Origin of the sequence: Bacillus sp. H1a (assembly GCF_000633475.1) — a bacterium.
Taxonomy (GTDB): Bacteria; Bacillota; Bacilli; order Bacillales; family Bacillaceae_G; genus Bacillus_A; species Bacillus_A paramycoides.
The window spans coordinates 40,037-64,522 of record NZ_AYMH01000054.1 but is presented as its reverse complement, the minus strand read 5'-3'; the positions used below and the strand labels follow the sequence as shown (position 1 = coordinate 64,522).

Genomic DNA, 24,486 nt, shown 5'->3' with positions numbered 1-24,486 from the left:
TTTATTAGAAGGGAGATACTATGAACCTATTAAGTAAAAATATATACAAGCAAATGAAACAATATTCTGTTGCCGGTTTAAGCCTTGCTGTTATACGTGATGGCAAACTAGACGAAGCGAAAACCTACGGAACACTGGAATCTGGAACAACTAGAAATATTACTACAAATTCCATCTTCAATTCTTGTTCTATTAGCAAATTCATCACCGCAACGCTCGTACTAAAATTATGTGATCAAGGAATTGTAAATTTAGATGAAGACGTAAATGATAGACTCACATCTTGGAAAATCCCTACCAACAAATTGACTTCAAAGAAAAAAATCACTTTACGAAATTTATTAAGTCATCAATCCGGAATAATCGACCCTCCTAATAGTTTTGAACATTATAGGCTTGCGCAAGGAATACCTAAAATTCCTGAACTCCTTGCCGGTAAAACATTATATTGCCCAGTACCTCTAGAAGTTAATTATGAACCAGAAAGTGAATTTCACTACTCTGACGCAAGCTTTTGTATAATCGAACAACTACTAGAAGATATTACTGGGCAATCATTTAGTCAGTTACTAAAAGAATTTATCTTTCAGCCACTACAAATGAAAAATAGTACACTATTCTCTCCTGAAGACATAGAGAAAACCAATACCTTTGCTTGCGGGCATAATAAAGATGGGACTGTAACAAATGAAAAGTATCCGTTTTATCCATTTGCAGCTGCTTCAGGCATTTGGACAACACCATCGGACTTATCAACTTTAGTAATCGAACTTATTCATTCCTTACAAGGAAATAGCAAGCTAGCGCTTTCTCCAAAAACAGTACAAGATATGATTTCTCCTCAAGGCTGCTCAAAATGGACTGGCTTAGGTGTTTTTCTAGATGACTCTAATGAAGACTTACAAATTTATTCACTTGGCTGGGGCGTTGGATTCCAATGTATGATGGTTTGTTATCCACTCCGAGGGAATAGCGCTATTATTATGACAAACTCGGATTTAGGTGTTCATCAAATGGAAGGGATTATTGGTGAGGTTTTAAAAATGTTATCCTTATAATGAACTAAGCAAAAACAAAGAAAGAAGCTGATTCTCCCAGCCTCTTTCTTTATATCACATTTTTCGCCACAATTTTAATATGTTCCGGTGCGATAATTTCCGTTATACTTTCTTGAAAATCTTCATGCAACAGTTCTTCAATATGCTCTAACTGCACTTCCACATGTGTGCATTCTAAATTATGTATGTTTAATAGTGCATAATGGTCTTTTTTCTTAATTACTAAATATTGATTTTCTTCCGTTACGAGTACAGAACCCAATCGTACTCCTAGTAGACGTTGATCATCAAACTTCACAATCACTTCCCCTTTCCATCTACAAATGTAATTACTATGTGAAAAATCAAATTTTAGGAAATTATCCTTTTATAGACTATATCATAATTTACTAAAATATAAATATCATATTTTCTTTCAATAAAAATCCCCATTTTTTTATATTTCGATACAAAAAACTTTCTCAACATAGAAACACGATTTTTTAGTTTTTTCGTCTCTGAAAATCTATTATAATAAGGCTAATAAATGATTGACCTCTCCTAATTCATGTACATATGGATGATCAGTAGTATTTGCTACTGGTCTATTTTTTTGATTTCAGAAAGCAAATGTGCTGCATCCTTTCCTACACCACAAATAAGCGCAGAACCCCGTTGAGATTGCCACGGCAACCCGATATAATATAATCCTCTTACTGGACTCCTTCCTTTTGTATGATTAGGAAATCCATTCATATTCACTGCCTTTTCTATTTCAATCCATTTATAATCTTGGACAAAACCAGTTGACCATATAATACTTTGTGCACTATACGTGCCACCATTTTGAAACATAATATTATTTCCTGATGCACTTACGACTTTTTCCTGTAGTTTTATTGCACCATTACGAATGAGTTCCTTACCTTCAAAACCAAAAATGGGATCCTTTTCCCTCTGAAACCACCTTCCTCTCTTTGTATTTATTTCGGCATACAATAAACAAGTTTTTTCTAGCCAATAAAAAATACTTTTTCCTAATAGATGTAACGGTAAAAACGTTAAAGGGTGACTTATAGCCATTGTAACTTCATGAGTTTTTGCAAGTTCTACTGCTATTTGCATTCCTGAATTCCCACCACCTACTACAAGCGCCTTTCCCATTGGAACTTGCGATGGTGACTTGTATTGTGATGAATGTATTTGAAAAATTTGTGATGAAAGATTTTGTGAAAATGAGGGGATGAATGGTTGCTGAAAACCACCTGATGCAATAATGACGTTTTTCGATTGTAAAATTTCTGTAGAAGTGTGTAATTCGAATATGTCTTTTTGTTTCCTTATTTTTAAAACCTCAGTTTGTAATTGTACTGGTAATTGAAAATATTGTGCATATCCTTCTAAATAACTGGCAATCTCATCTTTATATGGAAATCCATTTTTCTCTCCTATTAATGCCATACCTGGCAAGCTACTATATGCCCTTGGTGTAAAAAGTTGTAGTGATTCATAGCGTTTTCTCCACGAATCACCAATTCTGTTCCCTGCCTCGAGTAACAAAAAGTTATAACGTTCCTGCTTTAAATAGTATCCCATTGCTAATCCAGCTTGACCGGCTCCTACAATAATTGCATCTAGCATCATTTTTCCTCCTTTATAATATATGAATAATTGTTCACATGTTCATATTATACCTAATCATATCATTTTATTTTTGTTTAATTCAATATTTTCCCAAAACAAAAAGGGCAGTTTACTAATAAGTAAACTACCCTTCATTCTATTCTCCCAGTCCTTAACGCAACTGCCCAATCATGTCGATCACTATTTTCAGCTAGCTGAGCCGCTTCTTCCCAATTATAAGAAACAGATATTTGTTCAATTAACCAATCTTGCGCATTTTTTTCCATTATTACATACTTTGCATGTGGTGTTCCCGATTCCATTTTATGCAAAACAGGAAGCTCATCTTTGTATGCTGGAAGTCCTACACTCCCTGGATTTATAATTATCTTTCCGTCTGATAAATAAACTACTCTAGGAATATGCGTATGTCCACATACTATTATCTTTTGTTCAACATTTTGTAGTTTTTCCATTATACTTTCTTCAGTCTTTAGCACCGCACCATTTTCAGTCATTTCTTCTAATAAATATACTTCATCGGATTTTGGTGTACCATGACAAAATAAAATATCTTCTACGACATACTGAGAAGGATGTTTTTTAAGCCAATCTATATGTTCATTTGTTAATAACTGTTGTACTTTATTCAATGTAGAAGATTCTTCTTGTAACGATTCCCATAGCATACGATCGCAGTTTCCTTTAATATGTACCATCTCATTCTTCATTAATAGTTTAATTGTTCCTATAGGATCTAATGGCCCATATACACTATCACCTAAATTTATTATTAAATCCACGTTACGACATGAAATATCTTTTAATACTACCTTTAAAGCGTCACTATTCCCGTGAACATCTGAAATTATAGCTATTTTCCTTTTCATCCTATCCCCTACTTTAATAACTTATTTGTGGCACCTCAATTTCTATATTACTTCCTCATAAAATGTAATTCTATTTGAAAATGGATCAATCACTGTTAATTCAATCGTATCCCAAGGTGTTTTCTCTATATTAGGTTTAGAATATGGATATTCTTTACGTGATAATATACTGCATGATAGTTTTTTAAATCGTTCAATTTCACACGAATCGCACCACCTGGTAATGCATCACCGTGATGTTCGGATAAATGTATCACAGCATCATTTAACGAGACTTGCATATATAATGGCATATTTTCCTCATACCGATGTTCCCAATCAAGTTTAAATCCTAAAAAGTTAAAGTAAAATAGCTATGCTTTTTCAATATCAAAAATCCGAAAGATAGGTGTAATCATTTACAATAATGCTCCTATTTATAAAATTTTATCTATACACATCCGCAGCCAGTTCCCTCAGCACCTCTACATTCATCACTTCAAAGCAACCGTTGTTTTTCTTTATAATCTCTTTATCACAAAGGGTATTTAATGTGCGCAATAAATGCCGATAACTCGTTCCTAACAATTCAGCTGTTTCCGTTAAATTCCCATTAAATACAATTCTATTTCCATGCTGAACCGCTCTTTCCCCCGCTGCTAACATGTAACTAGCAAGTCGATTTTCAAGCGGATATAGTAAATTAATTGTACTATTTTTTGAAAGTCTGTTTAATTTGTGAGCTAATGATCCACAAATACATCTTAAAAATTTCGCATCATGAAATAGTTGGTTTCTAACTTTCCCTAAAGGCAAGCCAACACAATACGAATCTGCCATTACTTGTACGTTTGAAGTAATCTTTTGAGAGTGAATTAATTCTACATCCCCTAGCAACTGCAAACTATCATAAAAACATAGCAATACAGATTTCCCATTACTTAATGTGTTAAATGCTTTCGCTTTTCCCTCAACAAAAAAATACAAATAATCTATATCCTCATTTTCCCTACATATGAATTCATTCTTTCTAAAAAATAATAGCTCCATATAAGGCTTCATATCGTTACTAAAAAATGAATCAATTTTATTTTGTTTCATATAATCTGCTAGCTTACTAGAATTACATACCTTTTTCATAATCCCCCGCCTTTACCACTCATCCACATTGTAATCAAAATTTTCTTCTTTCACTATGACATATGTCATAGTAATACACAATTTCAGCATGATACAGTCATTACAAATATGAAATATAAAGGGGACATCACATTGTATAACTTTCTTTCTGTCTTTATAGGTGCACTTATCGCAATTATGATTCCTTTAAACGGAATCTTATCCGAAATTATAGGGAATTATACAGCAAGCGTTGTCATTCACCTCGTTGGCTTAGTAGCAGTTGTTATCGTTTTAATCATTAACAAAAATAAAATTCTTTTTGAGAAAGGTATTCCGCTTTATCTATACAGCGCTGGGGCCATTGGGGTTTTCACCGTTCTTTTTAGTAATATAAGCTTCTCCGCCCTTGGTGCTTCCATTACGATTGCATTAAGCTTACTCGGACAGTCCATTGCTTCTATTGTTATAGATCATTATGGGCTATTAGGAATGAAGGTTGCGAAGTTTGAAAAGAAAAAGTTGATTGGATTATTGTTCATTTCTTCTGGAATTGTTGTCATGACTATTTTTTAATGGGGGTAAAAAAATGTTATATATTTGTATCGCTATTTTAGTTGGGGTTTCTATCGTTGTTGCCAGAATTATTAATGCGAATTTAGCAACAAAAATAGGAATTTGGGAAGGCACTTTCTTCAATTATATTACCGGGTTATTTTTCTCTGCATTATTTTTGATTTTCAGTACAGACTCTTTGTATATATCTAGTCACACGTTGCAATCCATTCCTTTCGCTGTATATTTAGGGGGCTTAGTAGGTGTTATCGTCATCGTATTATCAAACTATATTACTCCAAAAATATCAGCATTTTACTTAACGCTACTCATCTTTATCGGACAATTATTTATGGGGACTGTTATAGATTTCTTACTATCAAACGAACTCTCAATTGGCAAAATTGTTGGTGGAATTTTAGTATTACTTGGTCTTACTTACAATTTACTTGTTGATCGTCCAATTAAAACCGTGAAGAATAACCATGTTCAATTATAGCCCTATTAGGTCATGATAGTTTCTTCACTATTAGTAGAATATACACGTTCTCTTATCATATATATTAATATAGAACCTATTTAGTTCGAATTCATAGAGAGGAGACAATCCTATTAAAAAAATAATTTTACTACTCAGTAGCGTATTGATTATTTTTGGAATCGTATGGTTTTTAAACTCTGGAAAATCTATTCAAGATCTATATACATCTAGCAAGCCAAAAAAGAAAGCTACTATTATTTCAACGCAAAGAGACCCAAATGCGCCTCCTGTTTTTTTAGGAAAACAAGAAATAAAAGATATTCATGTAGAGTCAATTAAGACGAAAAAATCTATCTTCCTTACAAAAACAGATGAATTAAAAACTTTCATTAACAGTATGGACACAGCAAAAAAAGGCGATTTAACGCTAGATGAAGAAGGTTCTGATTTAGTAGATTGTAACATGTGGATTACTTTTCAAGATGGAACTTATAAACAATATTTAATTTGGATAGTAGATAACAACAGTAGTGAAGTTATGATTGCCCATCAAAACACTCCTGATGACTTAAATCTTACTTATTATCAATTAAATGAAAGCAATTCGCAAAAAGTATATAACTTATTCAAGAAAATCATTTAATAATGCATATAAAAAAGTCATGAGCTAACGAGCCCATGACTTTTTTATATACAATATCACAAATACTCCGGGAACACTTTACAGCCTTTTTCCTGCTCTATATCATGTCCAAAGAAAATAATCGGATTCTCTTTCATAACTACTTCTTTTAAACGTTTTATTGAAGATAAAGCTAAATCCGGATCAAATCCAGCAAACGGCACTTCATCTTCAAAGTTTTCTTTCGTATATGATGCATCAATCGTTAGTAACACTGGACCTGATTTTTCCGTCTCAATTAATAGTGACTGATGCCCTGGCGAATGTCCCGGTGTATACAATAATTGAACACCTGGTACTACTTCATAATCCCCTTCAATAATTTTGTAGTTTAAATTCGGTAATATACATTCTTTCAAATATTCTTCTCTATGCTGCGCCGCCTCATATTCAGCACGCTGTACAATAATAGGTGTATTCGTAAAAGCGCCATTTCCTCCCGCATGATCAAAATGTAAATGTGAACTAATAATATACAGAAGATCTTCTGGCACATATCCTGCACGTTTTAAGATGTTTATGATTCTATCCTCTTCCGTCATTTTCGGCAAAATCTGTCCTTCAACAAATGTCCCTTTAAAAAGGTCTTCATTGTTAACCGCACTTTCTGGCATACCTGTATCTACTAAAATAGGCCCCTCTTCTGTCTCCAAAAGATAACACCATACAGGCAAATTTAATAATTTTCCCGGTGTAAGTGTACTATTAACGGAAGAATGGTCCAACATACAACGACCTGCTCGGACGAAATAAAGCTTCTTTACTGTCATTATGTATCCACCTTTACAAATAATTTAAGATAAAACGATACAGTAAAAAATTCCACCTATAAGAAATAAACTCCTTCTCAACTTCCATTGTTACTTTCTATTCTTGAATCTCCGAATAGTCGAGAACAATAAAACAGCTGTGATGTAACATAAGAAAATTCCTATAAAACTAACACTAAAACCATCTTTATGAAAATAACTATATAAAACGCAATCTCACCATGATACCCTTAAAAATCTTCCACTGTAACAAAATGGAGTCTACTTTTTTACATAACGACACATTACCCACTATAATAAAAAAGAATAGACTCTTACTTTAATGGAGGGAATAGAAATGAAAGCAATTGGTTTACATGAATACTTACCTATTGAAGAAGAAAACAGTTTAATTGATGTTGAAATTGAAAAACCTGTTGCCACAGGAAGAGATATGCTCGTTAAAGTTAACGCGATTTCCGTTAACCCAGTTGATACAAAAGTTCGCTCTCCGAAAGATAAAAAAGAAGACATACCGAAAATACTCGGCTGGGATGCTAGTGGTGTTGTCGTACAAACTGGCGAAGGTTGTACATTATTTAAAGAAGGCGATGAAGTATTTTATGCTGGAAGTATTACGAGACAAGGTACATATAGTGAATACCATTTAGTTGATGAAAGAATTGTTGGTAAAAAACCAAAAACTTTAACTGATGCTGAATCGGCAGCACTTCCTTTAACAGCTATTACAGCGTGGGAAGGTTTGTTTGAACGTTTAGGGATTGATTATAATAAGAAAGATGAGAATTCATTTAAAAATATTTTAATTATCGGCGGAGCTGGTGGTGTTGGCTCAATTGCTATTCAATTAGCAAAATGGGCTGGACTGAATGTAATCACAACCGCATCTCGCAGTGAAACGATACACTGGGTTGAAAAATTCGGTGCCGATTATATAGTTAACCATCACCAACCTTTAAAAGATCAAATATTAGAATTTGGGCTAAAAGATGTAGATTATATCTTCTGCTTAAACAATACAGATCAACATTGGCACGCGATCGGTGATATCATCAAACCACAAGGAAAAATTTGCTCTATCGTAGAAAATGAACACCCTCTTGAGATGGGGATTTTAAAAAGTAAAAGTGCTACATTCGTTTGGGAGTTTATGTTTACAAAAGCGATGTATGAAACTGGTGATATGATTACGCAGCACGAACTTTTAAATAAAGTAAGTGAGCTATTAGATGAAGGTATTCTTCAAACAACTTTAAACGCTACGCTAACACCGATCAATGCAGAAAACCTTAAAAAGGCACATGCATTGCTTGAGAGTGGCCGTACAATTGGGAAAATTGTATTAGAGGAATTTTAATAACAAAAGTCCGATTTCCAAATAAGAAATCGGACTTTTTTACTATCTCTATTTACTTGAAACCTCTTGATCATTTTGAACATCTAACGGAACACGCTTCCCTATTCCGAAAGCATAGAAACTAATTGTTACGATAGCTAAGAAAACAATACCTACAATTAGTGAAATGCGAGTATCATCGTTAAACCACATACCGATTAACACCATAATTAAAAAGGCAATCGTTAAATAGTTTGTAACAGGAGCAAATGGCATTTTGAATGGATGATCTTTCATCGCTGCTCCCTTTTCTTTTCTAAAACGAATTTGACTAATTAAAATAACAAACCATGGTACCATACCAGGAAGGACACTTGCACTATATACATATACGAATAAGTTTTTTGGTGCAATATAACTTAAAACAACACCAACCGCTAAACCGATAATCACACCAACTGTACCGAATAAAGGTACACCGTTACTAGAAACCTTCGTAAAGTATTTCGGTGCTTGTCCATTTACACCTAACGTATAAAGCATACGTCCAGCACTATAAATACCACTATTACAACCAGACATTGCCGCTGTAATAACAACGAAGTTAATAAGTCCAGCTGCTGCCGTAATACCAACCTTCGCAAAAGTTGCGACGAATGGACTACCAATTGAACTTAATTGATCCCAAGGATACACCGTTACAATCACGAAAATAGCACCAATATAGAAAATTAAAATACGCCAAATTGTACTTTGAATAGCTCTTGTAAGTGTCTTCTTCGGATCTTTCGCTTCACCAGCAGTAATCCCGATTAATTCCACACCTTGATATGCCCCAACTACAAGTGATAATGCAAAGAAGAACCCTGAAAAACCACCTGTAAAGAAACCGCCATTTTTCCATAGATTAGATATACCGATTGCCTCTCCTCCGTTCCCAATTCCGAAGAAAATGAGACCGAATCCAGCAATAATCATTAATAATATCGTAACGATTTTAATCATTGCAAACCAAAATTCAAATTCACCGAATGACTTAACCGAAATTAAGTTAGCAGCACCAAGAATAACCATTGCGATAACACCTGGTATCCAAGCTGGTAAATCCGGGAACCAATATTGCATATACGCTCCAACCGCGATAATCTCTGACATCCCAACAATAACCCACTGGAACCAGTTACTCCACGCTGTCATATAACCTGCTAACGGGTGTATATACTTATGACCGAACGTCGCAAATGAACCTGTACTTGGCTCCATATACAACATTTCTCCCATGGCACGCATGATGAAGAAGATAAAAATACCTGCAATTGCATATGCAAGCATTACTGACGGGCCTGTCCATTTAATCGTGCTGGCTGACCCCATAAACAAACCAACACCAATCGTTCCGCCTAACGCAATCATTTGAATATGACGTGCTTCTAAACCTCGTTTCAATTCTTTGTTTGCCACTTCACTTCCCCCTCTTAGATGATTCATAGCCGCATTTTAAAGCAAGATGCTGTACCCCAATTCCTCTTTGGTTTGAAAATGATGAGGCGAGTATCATTTTTAGCGCACTTAAAAGTTATTCTTTACTTTTTATTAAGTCGTAAAAGCCTCTTCATTTCCCCCCTTTGTAAAATTGTAAAATTTCTTATTTTATAATAATTCATTTATCTGAAAAATACAATTACTTTTTCTGGTAGATTGTTATATGCAAATCGAATACAATCCATTACTATATTAGTAACTAAAAACATAAATTCAATATTATTGAAAAATAAAGGTTTTTTCCCAAAAACTCTCTATTAAATAATAAACTATTGTAACGCATTTTTATTCAACAAAACCTTAATTATCTCTCCTCTGTGAACTCCTTTTCGTTTCGCTAACTTTATCCCTGCACGTTGTTTTTCTTTAATTATTTCTCAAAGGACCTGCTCATTCATTATAAAAACATAAAGTAATGTAAAACCGTTAAAACAAAAGAGTGAAACAATAATTCCCCCTTTTACGTAAAGGAGGAATTATTGTGGGATATGGTGGTAGTTGCGGTGGATTTAGCAGCTAAAAAAAAGACACTCTTATGAGTGTCTTTTTTTATGCATTCATTTTAAATTGTAATACTACTTATATTATTTTAAGTATTACCATCCTAGGTTTCGCTACATATCCATCAGGCTAATAAATTCAAATAACCCGAAACGAGAAGATTGACATCTCCAACAGAAAGATTTGATATCTTTATAACCTCATACATATAGCATCATTCTTTACTTAATACTTTCTAATTCCCATTGGTGATGATTACCCGGTGAAGTTGTGTGCTCGGATTTTAAAACACGCTCACCACCACCTACAAGCGGGGCAATACCATTATCTGCAACAGAACTAGTCCACTGATTTTCTCTAGATGTTATATAAGTAGAATCAGATTTTATATAGAAGCTCTTCTGATTAGGAATTTTGTCTAATTTAATAGCAGATCTATTCTGTTCAGTATCTAGCCAGCTATAATCATAACCGTTTCCAAAGTTTAAATACTGGTAATTACTATGGCTACTATTCGTAAACTTAAGAAATACTTCTTCATCTTTTTTGAATGGTTCTTCAGGTTTAGATTTTCCTTTTCTTTCAATCAATACTGGTGTTGCTTGAATGTCTGGTCCATGTATTGCTTGTTGGATAGGACCGAGTCTCAATCCGTCCCAATTATTCCCCTTAAGTGAAAAGTGTACATATCTCCCATTAATTGACTGGCTTAAAGTTCCGGCAGACCAAGATTCTTTTACACCATTATAAAAGCCAACAGATGACTTCAAATAGTACTTTTTACCTTCTACTATAGGTTCTCCGGAATTATCTATTACTAATTTATCGATAGCTTCTAGATAGCTTTTATTTGAAACAAGAGGCGTGAAGACTTCAGTTTTATTGTCTTTTGCATCAATGAGTTCAAACTTTGCCTGATATTCTCCAAGAGATGCACGGTTTACTGCTATGTCTACAGGCTCATTTTCTTTAGATTCATACACATTGGAATTCTGATTTCGAACTAATGTTACCTTTTGGCTCTCACCTTTTTTATTTCGAACCGTAACAAATATTTCTTCACCCAAATTAAATATCCCTGGTATAACCGATGCGTAAATCTTTTTCTTGCTATAATCATAACTGCTATATGATAGAGTTGGTCGTAGTGCACGATTATCAAAGAAACCAAGGTTCTTACCTCGTTCTAAAAGAGTCCGACTTGGACCATAACGAACTCGTTCTTCGTTTAGGCGACCATTTACTATATAATTCGCTACCCAACCTTTATCAGCTATCCCAGTATGTGCAAAGAATTCGTCTAGTGAAAGATTATGATTAATGTTAGCAGGCTTTTCCTTGCCCGTTCTTGGTGTATAGATTCTATATTTCGGTATAGAACCGTAGTTTGTTTCTACCAATGTAGTAGAAGCATTTACATTTGATGCAAAATGCGACCAATCTCCTAAATTTACAAATTGTCCATCTTTCATTGTATACACATTCATCGTACTAGTAGGCAAGACTTCAATAGAAAGTGGTGCCCCTTGTTCTACCGCTTTTAATTCATCCAGTGTTAAGGAAATTTTCACATCCGCTTGACCTTCTATACTATCCATTAGAATTTCAGTTTTATTATTTCCACCTTTTGCTGTAGTTAACAAGTTGGCTTTATAACGATCTTGTGTTGCCTTTACAGTATTAATAATTTTATTTCCTAATCGAATGTTAAAGTGCGGTGAAACATCTCCAGCAGATGCAGTACCCGTATTTTTATATTCTAGATGAAGCCTCACATTTGCTGCTTTAGATGAATCAACAGTGGTTGCTGTCGACCAGTCAAAGCTATTAGAGATGCTTTCTGTTTCCGTTTTTGTATTGGAATAACCATACCCCACATTTATCGATCCCTTACCCGATGGTACAGGACCCGCTGCTGATCCTTCAGCGCCACCTTCACCAGCTAAGCCAACATTAAAAGAATGTTGTACAGATAAGCTTTTTTCCCAAGTCTTAGTACGGGACTCACCATTTGAGTCTGTAATACTAGCAACAGGAGTAATATCAATACGTTTTACAGCAATTTGTAGATTTGGTACATTCGCAATCATGGGGTTAAAATCTATATCAGAATCACTATCATAATGCTCCACTTCATAGCTATCTGTAAAAGGGTCTCCATCTGAGTTTGCACTCTTAGGATTTGTTATAAATCTCTTTTTCCCAAAGTCTTGCACTAGGTCATATAACTGGGCTTCATTTTTCCCTGTCTTTTCATTAAATACAATTTTAAATCCTTTTTCTTCCACATCATTAGGAATACCATCCTCGTCCCAATCATTATTTTCCTGTGGCTCTTCCATAATCATGATTCCCTTTTTTCCAGAATCACCATAGATAATATTCTGTCCTTCCTTTAAATTTGTATCTTCTTTAAAGGTTTCCACTTTTCCGTCTTGTTCAGGCTTTGTTTCAGCTAAAGCAGGGGCTGTTATCGTCAATGCCATAGTTAAACTACTTACTGCACCAAGTATTGGCTTTAATTTTTTCATCTTAGTTTTCCTCCATATTTCCTATACGTGTTTGAACATCTACTAGTAAGATTGATTTCATAATATCTAACAAGTCTTTCATTTCTCTTTCGCAAATGTTACAAAAGTCTTTCACAAATCTTTTTTTCTTTATTGATATAAACGGTTTCGTCGCAGCATTTCTTAACACATAGAAAAGTGTGGAAATTGCAGAAACGAATTTTATAAATCATATCCTAACAAAAAAAGGAAGAAGAAATTTTCTATGCTTGCTCCCTGTTTTACTTTGCTATTTAATAAAATTTAAATATGATAGATGACAAAAATAAAAGGAACACTACTTTTTTAAAGTTGTGTTCCTTTTATTGATAAACGATTTAATTATAAAAGATAAAATCCCTATAATTACACATGCGATTCTGCTTAAGAATTGTCCCAGTTCCGCTGTTTCTCCAAAAATAAAGAAATTAAAATATAATTACCTTCAATACAGTCATCTTATTATGTATATCTTTCAATTCACTTTCGTAAATGTTACAAAAGTCTTTCAACCGCCTCATTTCTTCTCTGATGTAACAGGAAGAGTAAACCAAAATTCACATCCCTGTTTCCCGTCTTGGCGATCCCGAACACCAATTTGTCCTTTATGCAGTTCAACTAGCGATTTTGCAATGGCTAAACCAAGCCCAGAACCTCCGGATTGTGAACTTCTTGATGGATCCGTTCTAAAGAAACGGTCAAATATACGCAATTGATCATCCGGAGAAATCCCTTCTCCTTCATCACACAAAGTGAATTGAACTTGCTGCTTCTGTTTATTTTCCTCTACAATTAATTCGATTGCTCCACATGTAGGAGAATGCCGAATCGCATTATGCAACAAATTATTAATAACTCGAGCTATTTTACATGGCATAATCCAAATTCGTGGTAATGTCTCAGAAACGTGCAATTGCAAATCAATCTCTTTATCTTGCAATAAGATATCATGTGAATCTATTACTTTTAATAGAATACTATCTACATGTATTAAACTTGGATGAAAAACTTCTTGTCCAAGTTCTAACTTAGAAAGGTCAAATAAATCATTAATTAATCCACTTAATCGTTGTATATCATTTAGGATTGTCTTTAAATATTGTTGTTTCATATCAGGGTCTTCAATTAATCCATCTTGTAACGCTTCTATCATCAATTGTATGCTAGCCATGGGTGTTCGTAAGTCGTGGGAAATATTCGCAATCAGCTCTGTACGTGCTTTTTCTCCTTTTTCTAATTTAGCAAAGCTTTCGTCTAACTTTTTGGCCATTTCTTGAAAAGCTTCCGCTAATTCTTTAAACTCTTCCGGTTCTTTCCCTATTATGTACATCGTTCCAAATTGTCTATCACTAAATTGTTTGGTTAAGGCAATTAAATTTTGAATAGATCTCATAATAGGACGTGTCATTAACCAATAAATAATCGTAGAAATAATCATGGCTACAATTACTATTACTATTAATAATCGTGTCTGTTCTGGTCTAAGTAACATTTGCCTTTCACTGTACCATATAGAAATTACCATGATACCCGTGCTTAATAAATTCATCAATAAAAGTTGATATCGTAACTTCATTTATCGTTTCCTCCATCTGGTTCGAAACAATAACCGATGCCCCAAACCGTATGAACCCAACGGTTCTTTGTTGTATGCTTCTCCAACTTCTCACGTAAACGACTCATTAATACAGTTACTGCATTTGTACAGCCCTCATACTCAAATCCCCAAATTTGTTCAAGAAGTTGAGACCGTGAAAACACCTGTTTAGGATGCTTTGCCATGAGATAAAGCACCTCAAACTCTTTCACCGTTAGCTCTATTTCATATTGACAAACAAATACACGTCTTTTTGTTGGATCAATTTTCAAATCTAGAAACTCTATCATTCCTGATGCAGACTCTATTCCTTGAATTGTTACTTGACTTCCTCTTCTTAATATAATTTGTACCCTTAATACTAATTCACGAGGTGAAAAGGGTTTTGTTACATAATCATCCGCCCCCATTGTTAATCCTAAAATCCGCTCTCTTTCTTCTCCTCTCGCGGTTAACATAATAATCGGCACATTGGAATGTTGGCGAATTTCCTCACATAGTTCCCATCCATCTTTTCCTGGCATCATCAAATCTAAAATAATTAAATCTGGTTGAAATTGTTGAAATACATTCCATCCTTCTGTTCCGTTCACAGCAGTGTATACTTCATACCCTTCTCTTTCTAAGTACCGTTTACATATCTCTCGTATACTATCTTCATCTTCTATAATTGCAATTCTTGTTTTCATACATTAAGTCTCCTCGGTTCCTTCATCAATGGCGATTGATATAAAATCAATATGCGTAAGTTCATATTAGTTTATATACATTGCATTTTCCTTTCAAAAATATAACAAAACCCTTTCACAAATATCATAAAAAATTATCACTCAAGTAAAAAAGTTTCTTTTTCAATAGCTAAGAAAAAGAAACTTTTCACTTTTTAGATATACATGCAACTTAACCTAAATGGTATTTAGAGCAACCTTCTTTTCCCTAAATTAATTTTTTATCTTCCGTTACATTATGAATTATCAATCTAACTTTTTAAGTGAATTTTGAAAGGAGCCTCTTACTTCTATGCATAAAATATAACGTCTACTGAAACTAGGAGTTGTACTTCAGATTCAAGTTACATTATCCCTATTAAATCCATTTTTCTTTGCCTGATCATATTACTTCAGACCACCTATGTTTCTACAAGATAATAGCTTGATCTTTCATTTTCAGAGATTTATTTGCTAGTTATGATTACATGCTATTTGCACTAACATCACCAACTGAGTCACCGTTATATATTGGAAAAAACAGAGTAACAGTAGTTCCTTTCCCAACTTGGCTCTTTATACTTATTTTTCCACCATGACTTTCAATAATTCGGTAACTCATCATGAGCCCAACACCCGTCCCCTTTTCTTTTGTACTATAAAAAGGTTCACCTAGTCTTTTAATTCTTTCTGAAGGAATACCTACTCCTTTATCTAAAATGCAAATCTTAACCTCGGTACTATTATGTTTTTTCACGTTAATGATGATTTCTTGACCATTTTGTATAGCCTCAATAGAATTTTGTAAAATACTATAGAAAACTTGTTTTAATTGAATTTCGCAACACTCAACCAATAAGTTTTCAACATCCATATTTAATGCAATACGAATATTCTTCATAATTGCTTGTGTACTTATTAAGTCGACTACATTATCTAATATAGTACAAAGGTTTTTTGGTTCAAATACTGCAGCATTCGGTTTTGCAATAGATAAAAATTCTTGAATAACTTTTTCTATACTACTGATTTCAGAAAGTATTAGGCTTAAATATTCTTTATCCTTCCCTACTTCCTGTTGCAATAATTGCATGAACCCTTTAATTACTGTTAATGGGTTACGAACTTTATGAGCGATCCCAGCTGCCAATTGCCCTACTGCATTAAGGGTATCTGATTTCTTTAATAATTCCGTCGTTATTGTACGCTCTGTAATATCACGTACAATAATCATAATTTTATCCTCAAAAAGCGGTAAAAGTCTTGCTTCAAAATAATAAATTTCATCATCTAGTTGTAGAGAATAATCTATTAATACAGGAGCGGATGAAGTTTTTATTTGATTAATAGCCTTCTCAAATTGCTTTATGATAGGAACTGGTAATATCTCTTGGAATTTCTTCCCTATAAATTCTTCAATTGGAACATAAAATTTAGATATAGCATTAACTTTACAATCCTTAATGGTCCCATCAAGTTCTGACAAAAAATAAAAATCAGGAATTGCTTTAAAAATTAATTCTAGTTCAGTCGAGGTTTGTTTAAGTTTTTCTTCCATCCTCTTACGCTTAGTTATATCAATTCCAATTGCTCCAATACTCCATCCTAAATTTGGAATACTATGTAAAATGTTTGACCACATAATAGTTTTTATCTCTCCACTTTTACATGTTATATTCACCTCCCAATCTCTAGATTCGTGACCATTATGCAACAACTCGTTACATAACTGATTTCTATAAGGTTTATGAGGGTGTAGCAATTCCATCATTTTTGGATTGTTAATTATTTCATCTGCATTATATCCAGTTACTAATTCACATTCCCGATTCCACATAATAATATTTCCTTTTTCATCAATAGCATTAATCATAATCGGCATATTTTGTAATACACTGCCTAAACAATTTTCTTCATGATTTGTTATCGTCTTTATTTGTGAATCTTTTTCATGAAATTTTTTAAGGTGTAATTGTTGTGTTGCCATCTCTTCAATTAGATTTGCAATGCATTTAAAATGTGTTATATGAGAATCCGCAATAACCTCTTTATTAATACTTGTTCCTATAACAAAGGTTGCTATATGCTCCTGCTCAATAATGATGGGAATATGCATTTCTTGGGGCAATTGGACTTTCTGATTATGAAAAAAAGGGTCACCTTTGGAAAATATAACATTTTGATTATTATCAAGGAGACAGAATGGAACTTTAGTTAAATTATAAAATTGCTCTGTTATATTCTTAAACTCATTTATATTTATAAGATCTTTAAGTGTGTATTTCACTATTTAACCCATCTCCTTTATATTTACTATATCTTTAAGACTCCCCATATAAATTTTCCAACTAGAAGCAATAAACAATTACCTATTACAATGATGATCTTGTTCTGAAATACCATAGGATCAACCGCGTACTTGTATAGAGTAATAAAATATAAAAAGACCGCAAAGCTTTCTTAAAAAACGCTCCGTGGCCTTATACTTTCTTGTTTCACCTAAATAAAAATCAATTGTATTTCTTTCTAAATCAACGGCACGCTATAAGTAAACTTATTATCCTCTTACTTTTATATAAACTATTTAATTCTAAATCGTACTGATAAACCTAGTTTATAATCATAGTACAAACAAAAAACAATCGATATTTCCCTATTATCCTTACTAAGTCGCTTACCGTTTACAACATAATACTTAGCTGATGGTATCAACATTTACAAACTAAGCAATTACTGATAGCGTTGTAATCTAAAACGTTATACCGTTTCATCATCCCTATCAAATCTCAAAATCTTATGTTGCATCATACCTGTCATCTTAAAATGAGCATAAATATCTGGTTAATAATGTTCTCATTAAAAAGCTAGCGGTTTACTCATACTTTTCCCCTTCATTATTAGATTCATAACATGAGTATGTCCAAGTTTAATAACACATTTTTAATGATTCACAATTTTTATTCACCGAATTTTTTTGTCCCCTCCTAAAGACATTTTTTTCATGCTCTCCTCCGTAATATAAGACTATTTAGACAACAAAAATAGTTTTTGTAACTTTTGTAACTGATTTTGTAATTAATGAAACCAAACATAAGACAAACGCAAAGTATACATAAACCAAACATAAACCAAATACAAACCAAATATAAACCAACTATCAGTTTTTTTGGATAAAACCTTATTTCAAACCTCCTCCATCTACAAATCTGTTTAAAAATATGAATTTAGTATTTTATTTACAATCTACTCGACCTATTTTTATACAGCAAACATTCCATTACACTCCCACATGACGACTATATTCACAATTTATTGGAGATGATAAAAAAAACAGTTGCTCAAGAAATCTCTTGTTCAATAAATAAATTTTGTAAAACTGTAGTACTAAAAATTATCAACATGAATGGTAATTTTTATAAAAAAGAGAGTCTCATTTTTCAATGAGACTCTCTTTTCTCTTTATATATTTAAACAGAATTTTCAGCTCTATCATTCAAAATAAATACTCGAGTGAAAACTACCATAATTACTACAATAACTAAAAAATATAGAGGCATGACTACTAATGAACCTGTATGAAGCTGGCTCATTCCCCAAATCGTCATCGTCACTATTATATAATAGCCTAGGCTAAACAATGCACCTGCTGTGCCAATGACATCTTGAAAATCTACTAACGCTAAGCTTAGACAGTTAGGTAACGCTACCCCAATTCCTAGTAGCAATATAAACATCGCTACTAAAAATCCAATCATATATAGTATGTTTGGATTTGATCCAACAGAAGTAATAACAGATAAAATGACTGCTCCCCCTGTCATTACAATATAACCTATATATATGATTTTCTCCGGTTTATAAATAGGCAGTATCCGTTTTGAAACTTTCGCTCCAATAATAGAAGCAGACGCAACTACAATTCCAAGAAATCCATACATACTAGGCGATAACTGAAAGTATTCAATAAAGATAAACGACGCTTCCGCATAATAGCTAAATAAAACACCACGTAACATTACAAGAGTTACGTGGTATGCAAACTATGATATATTAAATTTTCACTGATTGTTCTTCTTGATAGATAATTTCACCATCAATAATAGTTGTTTCTACTTTTAAATCTTTAATTTGGTTTGGATTTACATTTAAAATGCTGTCATTTAATATAACTAAATCCGCTAACTTTCCGACCTCTATGCTTCCTTTTATCTCTTCTTCAAAACTCGCATAAGCGCCATTCCATGTGTATAGTTTAATAGCTTCCATTACGCTTATAGATTGATTAGCACCAACCTCCATTCCAGACTGGCTTTTTCTATTTACAGCAACATGAATTCCTAATAAAGGATTATAGTCAGTAACTGGCGCGTCCGATCCACCTGCTGCCACGATGCCACGATCAATAAAATCACGAACAGCGTACATGTGATTAACACGATCACCATAGTGCCCGACATATATCTCTCCGAATTCATATGGAAATGGAGGATTTGGAATAGGAATCACCTCGAGTTTTTTCATTCTCTCTTGTAAATCTGGTGAAGAAATTCCCGCATGCTCGATCCGATGACGGTGATTTTTTCTTGGTGACTCCTCCAACGCCTTTTCTACACAATTTAAATACATTTCAATGGCTTTATCACCTTGTGCATGTACAGTGATTTGATAGCCTTTTTTATGCGCTTCACCTAAAACTTTATAGATTTCTTCCTCGCTATAATAAAGAATGCCATAATTGTTAGAGTCACTAGAGTACGGTTCACGGGTTGCAATTGTAGGCCCAGTACTACTTCCATCTGTAAATAATTTAGCTGGTCCAACTTTGAATCTCTCATCTCCGGTACCAGTTACCACACCAGCTTCGACCATTTTATTAACAAATTCATGGGAGTTATTCAACTGACATATCATTGCATATATTCGGACACGAATATCCTTACTCTTCACAGCTAGTTGTAGTAAACGGTAACTCTCAGGTCCAAATCCACCTGCATCATGTATACTTGTTATGCCCGCTGTAACGAAATGATCTGATGCAATTTTCACAGCCTTCATCATTTCACTTTCTGTATAACTTGCAACCTCGCTCATCCCCATATTTGCTGCTTCAATTAACTTCCCTGTAAGCCTTCCTGCCTGATTCTTTTCAATAACTCCCCCACTCGGATCCGGTGTGTTCTCGTTAATTTGCGCAATTTCTAATGCTTTGCTGTTCACCACGCTTATATGGTTGCAAGTACGGGATACAATAATAGGATGTTCAACTGAAATTTCATCCAGCTCAGTGATTGTTGGATAACGCTTTTCCTTCACAGTGGTTTCATTAAAGCCCCAAGCACGTATCCATTCGCCTTTTGGAGTTTCTAAGGCCTTCTTTTTCAAGTCATCTAACAAGCCCTCGATAGAATCAATATGTTCAGCTTTACAACTTACCGACAACTGATTCAAACCATGAGCAATGAGGTGAATATGAGAATCAATGAATCCAGGAAGAAGCGTTTTTCCTTGCAGGTCAATTACATTCGTTTTTTCTCCTATAAAACTCTTAACCTCCTGATTTGAACCAACAACTACGATACGATTATCTTTTATTGCTACAGCTTCGGCTACTGTATTCTTTTGGTCTACTGTAATAACTTCTCCATTTATCAATACAACATCAGCTTTCATAAACTCAACCCTTTCGGAATTACTCTTTTAGAGTAATTCATTCAGTATTTAAAGCTATATCTCTCAATATGCCACCTTACTTTTTATCGAGTTTTACCAATGATTAATTAAAGTTGAGCTAAGCATTCTTTTATTGTTTTAACGATAAAAGTAAAGTCTTCCTCTGTGATGCTTAATGGAGGAGCAAGCTGCAAAATATTATTGTAACCTGCAACAGTGTCACCATTTTTACCAATGATCAGACCTTTTTCTTTACAAGAATTAATGACTTTGTTCACCTTTTCAATGGCAGCCGGTTCTTTTGTTTGCTTATCTTCCACTAGTTCAATACCTAAAAGAAGGCCCTTTCCGCGAACATCTCCTACGTTTGGAAGCTCTTTTACATCCTCTAGTTCATATAACAGTCGTTCACCCAATTCTTTGGAACGTTCAATGAGTTTCTCATTCTCCATAATTTCCAAATTCTTCAAAACCAAGGCGCAAGCAGCAGGATTTCCCCCGAACGTATTCACATGGCGGAAGCGATCATAATCTTCACTGCCTATGTATGCCTCATAAACCTCTCGTCTGACTGCTGTTGCTGACAAAGGAAGATACGCACTAGTAATGCCTTTTGCCATTGTAATGATATCTGGTTTGACGCCATAATTCATAAATCCAAACGGCTTCCCTGTCCGGCCAAATCCACATATAACTTCATCACAAATGAGCAACGCACCGTGCTTCTCGCAAATTTCTTTTACTTTTGCCATATATCCATCAGGAGGCATTAAAATGCCGCCCCCGGTAATAATTGGCTCCATAATCACGCCGGCTACTGTTTGGCTTAACTCCCATGTCATGACGCGGTCGATTTCATCAGCACTTGCCAGTGTATGAACATCATCTGGATTGCGATACGTATCAGGCGGTGCTACATGCAGAAATCCTTGCCCCAATGGTTCATATTTATACTTTCGCTGTGCTTGACCTGTTGCTGCAAGAGCCCCCATTGAGTTACCGTGGTAAGCGCGATAGCGTGAAATAAACTTATAGCGTCCATGATCACCTTTTTGTTGATGATATTGGCGAGCAATTTTAAACGCTGTTTCGTTCGCTTCCGATCCACTGTTAGAAAAGAAAATGACGTATTCATCATCAAGCCATTCATTCAATTTTTCTGCTAATTTAATAGCAGGAACATGACTTTGTGTCAGAGGGAAATACGGCATTTCTTCAAGCTGTTCAAAAGCCGCTCTTGCAAGCTCTTTTCGGCCATATCCAACATTCACGCACCAAAGACCAGACATACCGTCTAAATAACGGTTTCCATCAATATCCGTCACCCATGCTCCTTCTGCTTTCGTGATAATTAAATTCGTTGGACTAGGGGCTGCTCCTCTCATTGCATGCCAAAGGTACTTTTCATCTGCTTTTTTCAAACTTTGTGTTTGTTCTGTCGCTTGCACAATCACCAACTCCATTCTATCCTTTTATAATTTCACATCACTCTTTCAATAACGAGCCGTAAGCATTTTCTTGCGAGTATAGAATTCTACGCCATCTTTTCCATTTGCATGGAGATCACCATAGAATGATTTTTTATAACCTGAGAATGGGAAGAATGCCATTGGAGCTGGAACTCCAAGATTGATTCCTAGCATACCTGCATCAATTTCTTCACGGAATTCACGAATGGCTTTAGCGCTATCGGTATACAAGCATGCACCATTTGCGAATGGCGATGCATTAGCAACATGAATTGCTTCCATCAAGTCTTTTACGCGTACAACAGAAAGAACTGGTGCAAAAATTTCATCATGCCAGATTTTCATTTCCTGTGTCACATTGTCAAAAATCGTTGGGCCAACAAAATAACCTTGATCGTTTGTTGCATCGTCTTCACGTCCGTCACGAATAAGTGTCGCTCCCTGCTCTACACCAGATTGAATGTATCCAAGTGTTCGCTCTTTATGTCCTTCACGAATAACGGGGCCAAGGAAAACATCTTCTTCCAATCCATTACCCATCGTAATAGCATTAGCCTCTTGAAGCAGTCTATTAACGAGCTCATCTGCAACATCTTCTTCCACTACAACAACAGCCGCCGCCATGCATCGTTCACCGGCTGAACCGAAAGCAGCATTTGTAATTTCTTTCGCTGCAGAACTAAGGTCCGCATCTTTTAATACGATCGAATGATTTTTTGCCCCTGCAAGAGCTTGTACACGTTTGCCATTAGCTGCTGCTGTTTTATAAATATACTCAGCGACTGGTTGAGAACCAACGAAAGATACAGCCTTCACATCCTCATTGTCAAGAATGCCATTAACGATGTCATGTGCACCATGCACAACATTTAGTACTCCATCTGGAAGACCTGCTTCTTTAAATAGTTCGGCTATACGATTAGCCAATAACGGTGTTCTTTCAGATGGTTTTAATACAAACGTATTTCCACATGCAATCGCAAGTGGAAACATCCAACATGGAACCATCATCGGAAAATTAAATGGCGTTATTCCTGCGATTACTCCGATCGGATAACGATACATCCCTGATTCAACACCTGTAGCAATATCGGGAAGTTGCTCTCCCATCATTAAAGTTGGAGCGCCTGCGGCAAATTCAACACATTCAATCCCCCGCTGCACTTCACCGTATGCTTCTTGATAACTTTTTCCATTTTCCAAGGTAACGAGTTTAGCTAATTCTTCCCAGTTTTCAATCAATAGCTGTTGATAGCGAAATAAAATCCGAGCACGCCTAGGCACAGCTATCTTTCTCCATGTTTTGAAAGCTTCTTTCGCAGTTGCTACAGCTCTATCTAAATCTTCTTTAGTCGAAAGAGGTACACGAGCAATAATCTCTCCTGTTGCTGGATTTGGTACATCTTCAACATGCTTACTTGTGGATTCTATCCATTGTCCGCCAATATAATTTTTCAACGTTTGTACATTTTTCGTTACTACCATGGTGAAACCCCCTATTTTCAGATAACCATCCTATGTTATTACGCCCGAAAAAAGAAAGCGCATTCATTAGACGGTATGTAAACTTATTTACATATATTTCTTCAACATTACTAATCTAAATTTCTTATCCATTTCACACGCAGGAGCAGTCATCTGCTTAGCATTTGTCCACTCCCCAGTTCACATTATTTCAGAATAATCTCGTGGTTCATCTTATAATTCTTTTTCAAAAATACTGGGCAATCCCATTCACAAACAAGATCCTTAGCCAAGGAAACAACCCAATCTTTTGTAATATGATATTTTTTCCCATCAACAGTAATAAACACTTCACCGTCTGTCACATAGAAAACTTCCTGTTCTTCTACATGCCACGTTCCTTTATTCGGTTCGCCTACCCATGGTTCCCATGTGTAGGCACCTAGTTGCTCAGCTTCTTCTGCTGTAAGTTTTTTCGCAAAAAACATGATAATTCCCTCTCTTTCTAATTGGTA

At 34.7% G+C, this 24,486-nt stretch carries 19 protein-coding genes and 2 pseudogenes; 5 read left to right on the top strand and 16 right to left on the bottom strand.

What is annotated here, in order from left to right; genetic code table 11:
- Positions 1–20: 20 nt before the first annotated feature.
- The gene (locus tag U860_RS0123890; protein ID WP_025150488.1) at positions 21–1,058 is read left to right on the top strand and encodes a serine hydrolase domain-containing protein; all 1,038 of its coding nucleotides are present in this window, start codon (positions 21–23) and stop codon (positions 1,056–1,058) included.
- Positions 1,059–1,107: 49 nt separating this feature from the next.
- On the opposite strand, the gene U860_RS0123885 is transcribed toward U860_RS0123890, so the two are convergent.
- The 5 genes and pseudogenes from U860_RS0123885 to yeiL all read right to left on the bottom strand — a co-directional run bounded on the left by U860_RS0123885 (position 1,108) and on the right by yeiL (position 4,669).
- Entirely contained in the window at positions 1,108–1,356 is a 249-nt protein-coding gene (locus U860_RS0123885) for a hypothetical protein (RefSeq protein WP_025150487.1), read from the bottom strand.
- A 278-nt stretch (positions 1,357–1,634) separates the two neighbouring features.
- A complete protein-coding gene (locus tag U860_RS0123880) occupies positions 1,635–2,678 on the bottom strand; it encodes an NAD(P)/FAD-dependent oxidoreductase (RefSeq protein WP_025150486.1) in 1,044 nt (347 codons plus the stop codon).
- Between the two features lie 134 nt (positions 2,679–2,812).
- Positions 2,813–3,550 (bottom strand): metallophosphoesterase family protein, encoded by a 738-nt coding sequence (locus U860_RS0123870; protein WP_025150485.1) that lies wholly within the window; start codon positions 3,548–3,550, stop codon positions 2,813–2,815.
- Between the two features lie 42 nt (positions 3,551–3,592).
- A pseudogene (locus U860_RS31910) lies at positions 3,593–3,948 on the bottom strand (glyoxalase superfamily protein).
- 28 nt (positions 3,949–3,976) lie between these two features.
- Positions 3,977–4,669, bottom strand: coding sequence for a transcriptional regulator YeiL (gene yeiL, locus U860_RS0123860; RefSeq protein ID WP_025150484.1), 693 nt, complete (start codon positions 4,667–4,669; stop codon positions 3,977–3,979).
- Between the two features lie 108 nt (positions 4,670–4,777).
- Between yeiL and U860_RS0123855 the strand changes: the two genes are divergently transcribed.
- From U860_RS0123855 to U860_RS0123845, 3 genes are all read left to right on the top strand, one after another.
- Positions 4,778–5,224 (top strand): DMT family transporter, encoded by a 447-nt coding sequence (locus tag U860_RS0123855; protein WP_025150483.1) that lies wholly within the window; start codon positions 4,778–4,780, stop codon positions 5,222–5,224.
- Positions 5,225–5,237: 13 nt separating this feature from the next.
- The gene (locus U860_RS0123850) at positions 5,238–5,702 is read left to right on the top strand and encodes a DMT family transporter (protein WP_025150482.1); all 465 of its coding nucleotides are present in this window, start codon (positions 5,238–5,240) and stop codon (positions 5,700–5,702) included.
- Positions 5,703–5,847: 145 nt separating this feature from the next.
- A complete protein-coding gene (locus U860_RS0123845) occupies positions 5,848–6,327 on the top strand; it encodes a hypothetical protein (RefSeq protein WP_025150481.1) in 480 nt (159 codons plus the stop codon).
- Between the two features lie 56 nt (positions 6,328–6,383).
- Here the strand turns inward: U860_RS0123845 and aiiA are convergent, their stop codons facing one another.
- Positions 6,384–7,136 (bottom strand): N-acyl homoserine lactonase AiiA, encoded by a 753-nt coding sequence (gene aiiA / locus U860_RS0123840; protein WP_025150480.1) that lies wholly within the window; start codon positions 7,134–7,136, stop codon positions 6,384–6,386.
- A 337-nt stretch (positions 7,137–7,473) separates the two neighbouring features.
- Between aiiA and U860_RS0123835 the strand changes: the two genes are divergently transcribed.
- On the top strand, positions 7,474–8,493 hold the full coding sequence (locus U860_RS0123835) for a zinc-binding alcohol dehydrogenase family protein (protein WP_025150479.1): 1,020 nt from the start codon (positions 7,474–7,476) through the stop codon (positions 8,491–8,493).
- A 48-nt stretch (positions 8,494–8,541) separates the two neighbouring features.
- On the opposite strand, the gene U860_RS0123830 is transcribed toward U860_RS0123835, so the two are convergent.
- The 10 genes and pseudogenes from U860_RS0123830 to U860_RS0123785 all read right to left on the bottom strand — a co-directional run bounded on the left by U860_RS0123830 (position 8,542) and on the right by U860_RS0123785 (position 24,459).
- Complete coding sequence (locus U860_RS0123830; RefSeq protein ID WP_025150478.1) at positions 8,542–9,933, bottom strand: amino acid permease; 1,392 nt, start codon at positions 9,931–9,933, stop codon at positions 8,542–8,544.
- Between the two features lie 803 nt (positions 9,934–10,736).
- Positions 10,737–13,046, bottom strand: a complete 2,310-nt coding sequence (locus U860_RS0123825) for a binary toxin-like calcium binding domain-containing protein (protein ID WP_025150477.1) — start codon at positions 13,044–13,046, stop codon at positions 10,737–10,739.
- 535 nt (positions 13,047–13,581) lie between these two features.
- On the bottom strand, positions 13,582–14,640 hold the full coding sequence (locus U860_RS31905; protein WP_025150476.1) for a HAMP domain-containing sensor histidine kinase: 1,059 nt from the start codon (positions 14,638–14,640) through the stop codon (positions 13,582–13,584).
- The gene (locus U860_RS0123815; RefSeq protein WP_002172765.1) at positions 14,637–15,350 is read right to left on the bottom strand and encodes a response regulator transcription factor; all 714 of its coding nucleotides are present in this window, start codon (positions 15,348–15,350) and stop codon (positions 14,637–14,639) included. Before U860_RS0123815 ends, U860_RS31905 begins: the two co-directional genes overlap by 4 nt.
- 502 nt (positions 15,351–15,852) lie before the next feature.
- Complete coding sequence (locus tag U860_RS0123810; RefSeq protein WP_025150475.1) at positions 15,853–17,655, bottom strand: ATP-binding protein; 1,803 nt, start codon at positions 17,653–17,655, stop codon at positions 15,853–15,855.
- A 1,180-nt stretch (positions 17,656–18,835) separates the two neighbouring features.
- Positions 18,836–19,375 (bottom strand): annotated as a pseudogene (locus U860_RS0123805) (Bcr/CflA family drug resistance efflux transporter); the annotation flags it as partial.
- Between the two features lie 43 nt (positions 19,376–19,418).
- Positions 19,419–21,038 carry an amidohydrolase gene (locus tag U860_RS0123800; RefSeq protein WP_025150473.1) on the bottom strand — a complete coding sequence of 540 codons (1,620 nt, stop codon included), beginning with the start codon at positions 21,036–21,038 and terminating at the stop codon, positions 19,419–19,421.
- Between the two features lie 107 nt (positions 21,039–21,145).
- Positions 21,146–22,501 (bottom strand): aspartate aminotransferase family protein, encoded by a 1,356-nt coding sequence (locus tag U860_RS0123795; protein WP_162791014.1) that lies wholly within the window; start codon positions 22,499–22,501, stop codon positions 21,146–21,148.
- A gap of 30 nt (positions 22,502–22,531) precedes the next feature.
- Positions 22,532–23,992: a CoA-acylating methylmalonate-semialdehyde dehydrogenase gene (locus tag U860_RS0123790; RefSeq protein WP_025150471.1), complete on the bottom strand. Its 1,461-nt coding sequence runs from the start codon at positions 23,990–23,992 to the stop codon at positions 22,532–22,534.
- Between the two features lie 185 nt (positions 23,993–24,177).
- Positions 24,178–24,459, bottom strand: coding sequence for a cupin domain-containing protein (locus U860_RS0123785; protein WP_025150470.1), 282 nt, complete (start codon positions 24,457–24,459; stop codon positions 24,178–24,180).
- Between the last annotated feature and the right edge of the window lie 27 nt (positions 24,460–24,486).

What these genes read in the sequence shown, in the direction of transcription:
- U860_RS0123890 (WP_025150488.1), top strand. Translation starts at nt 21, where the DNA reads ATGAACCTATTAAGTAAAAATATATACAAGCAAATGAAACAATATTCT.
- U860_RS0123880 (WP_025150486.1), bottom strand. Translation starts at nt 2,678, where the DNA reads ATGCTAGATGCAATTATTGTAGGAGCCGGTCAAGCTGGATTAGCAATG.
- U860_RS0123870 (WP_025150485.1), bottom strand. Translation starts at nt 3,550, where the DNA reads ATGAAAAGGAAAATAGCTATAATTTCAGATGTTCACGGGAATAGTGAC.
- yeiL (WP_025150484.1), bottom strand. Translation starts at nt 4,669, where the DNA reads ATGAAAAAGGTATGTAATTCTAGTAAGCTAGCAGATTATATGAAACAA.
- U860_RS0123855 (WP_025150483.1), top strand. Translation starts at nt 4,778, where the DNA reads ATGAAATATAAAGGGGACATCACATTGTATAACTTTCTTTCTGTCTTT.
- U860_RS0123850 (WP_025150482.1), top strand. Translation starts at nt 5,238, where the DNA reads ATGTTATATATTTGTATCGCTATTTTAGTTGGGGTTTCTATCGTTGTT.
- aiiA (WP_025150480.1), bottom strand. Translation starts at nt 7,136, where the DNA reads ATGACAGTAAAGAAGCTTTATTTCGTCCGAGCAGGTCGTTGTATGTTG.
- U860_RS0123835 (WP_025150479.1), top strand. Translation starts at nt 7,474, where the DNA reads ATGAAAGCAATTGGTTTACATGAATACTTACCTATTGAAGAAGAAAAC.
- U860_RS0123825 (WP_025150477.1), bottom strand. Translation starts at nt 13,046, where the DNA reads ATGAAAAAATTAAAGCCAATACTTGGTGCAGTAAGTAGTTTAACTATG.
- U860_RS31905 (WP_025150476.1), bottom strand. Translation starts at nt 14,640, where the DNA reads ATGAAGTTACGATATCAACTTTTATTGATGAATTTATTAAGCACGGGT.
- U860_RS0123815 (WP_002172765.1), bottom strand. Translation starts at nt 15,350, where the DNA reads ATGAAAACAAGAATTGCAATTATAGAAGATGAAGATAGTATACGAGAG.
- U860_RS0123800 (WP_025150473.1), bottom strand. Translation starts at nt 21,038, where the DNA reads ATGAAAGCTGATGTTGTATTGATAAATGGAGAAGTTATTACAGTAGAC.
- U860_RS0123795 (WP_162791014.1), bottom strand. Translation starts at nt 22,501, where the DNA reads ATGGAGTTGGTGATTGTGCAAGCGACAGAACAAACACAAAGTTTGAAA.
- U860_RS0123790 (WP_025150471.1), bottom strand. Translation starts at nt 23,992, where the DNA reads ATGGTAGTAACGAAAAATGTACAAACGTTGAAAAATTATATTGGCGGA.
- U860_RS0123785 (WP_025150470.1), bottom strand. Translation starts at nt 24,459, where the DNA reads ATGTTTTTTGCGAAAAAACTTACAGCAGAAGAAGCTGAGCAACTAGGT.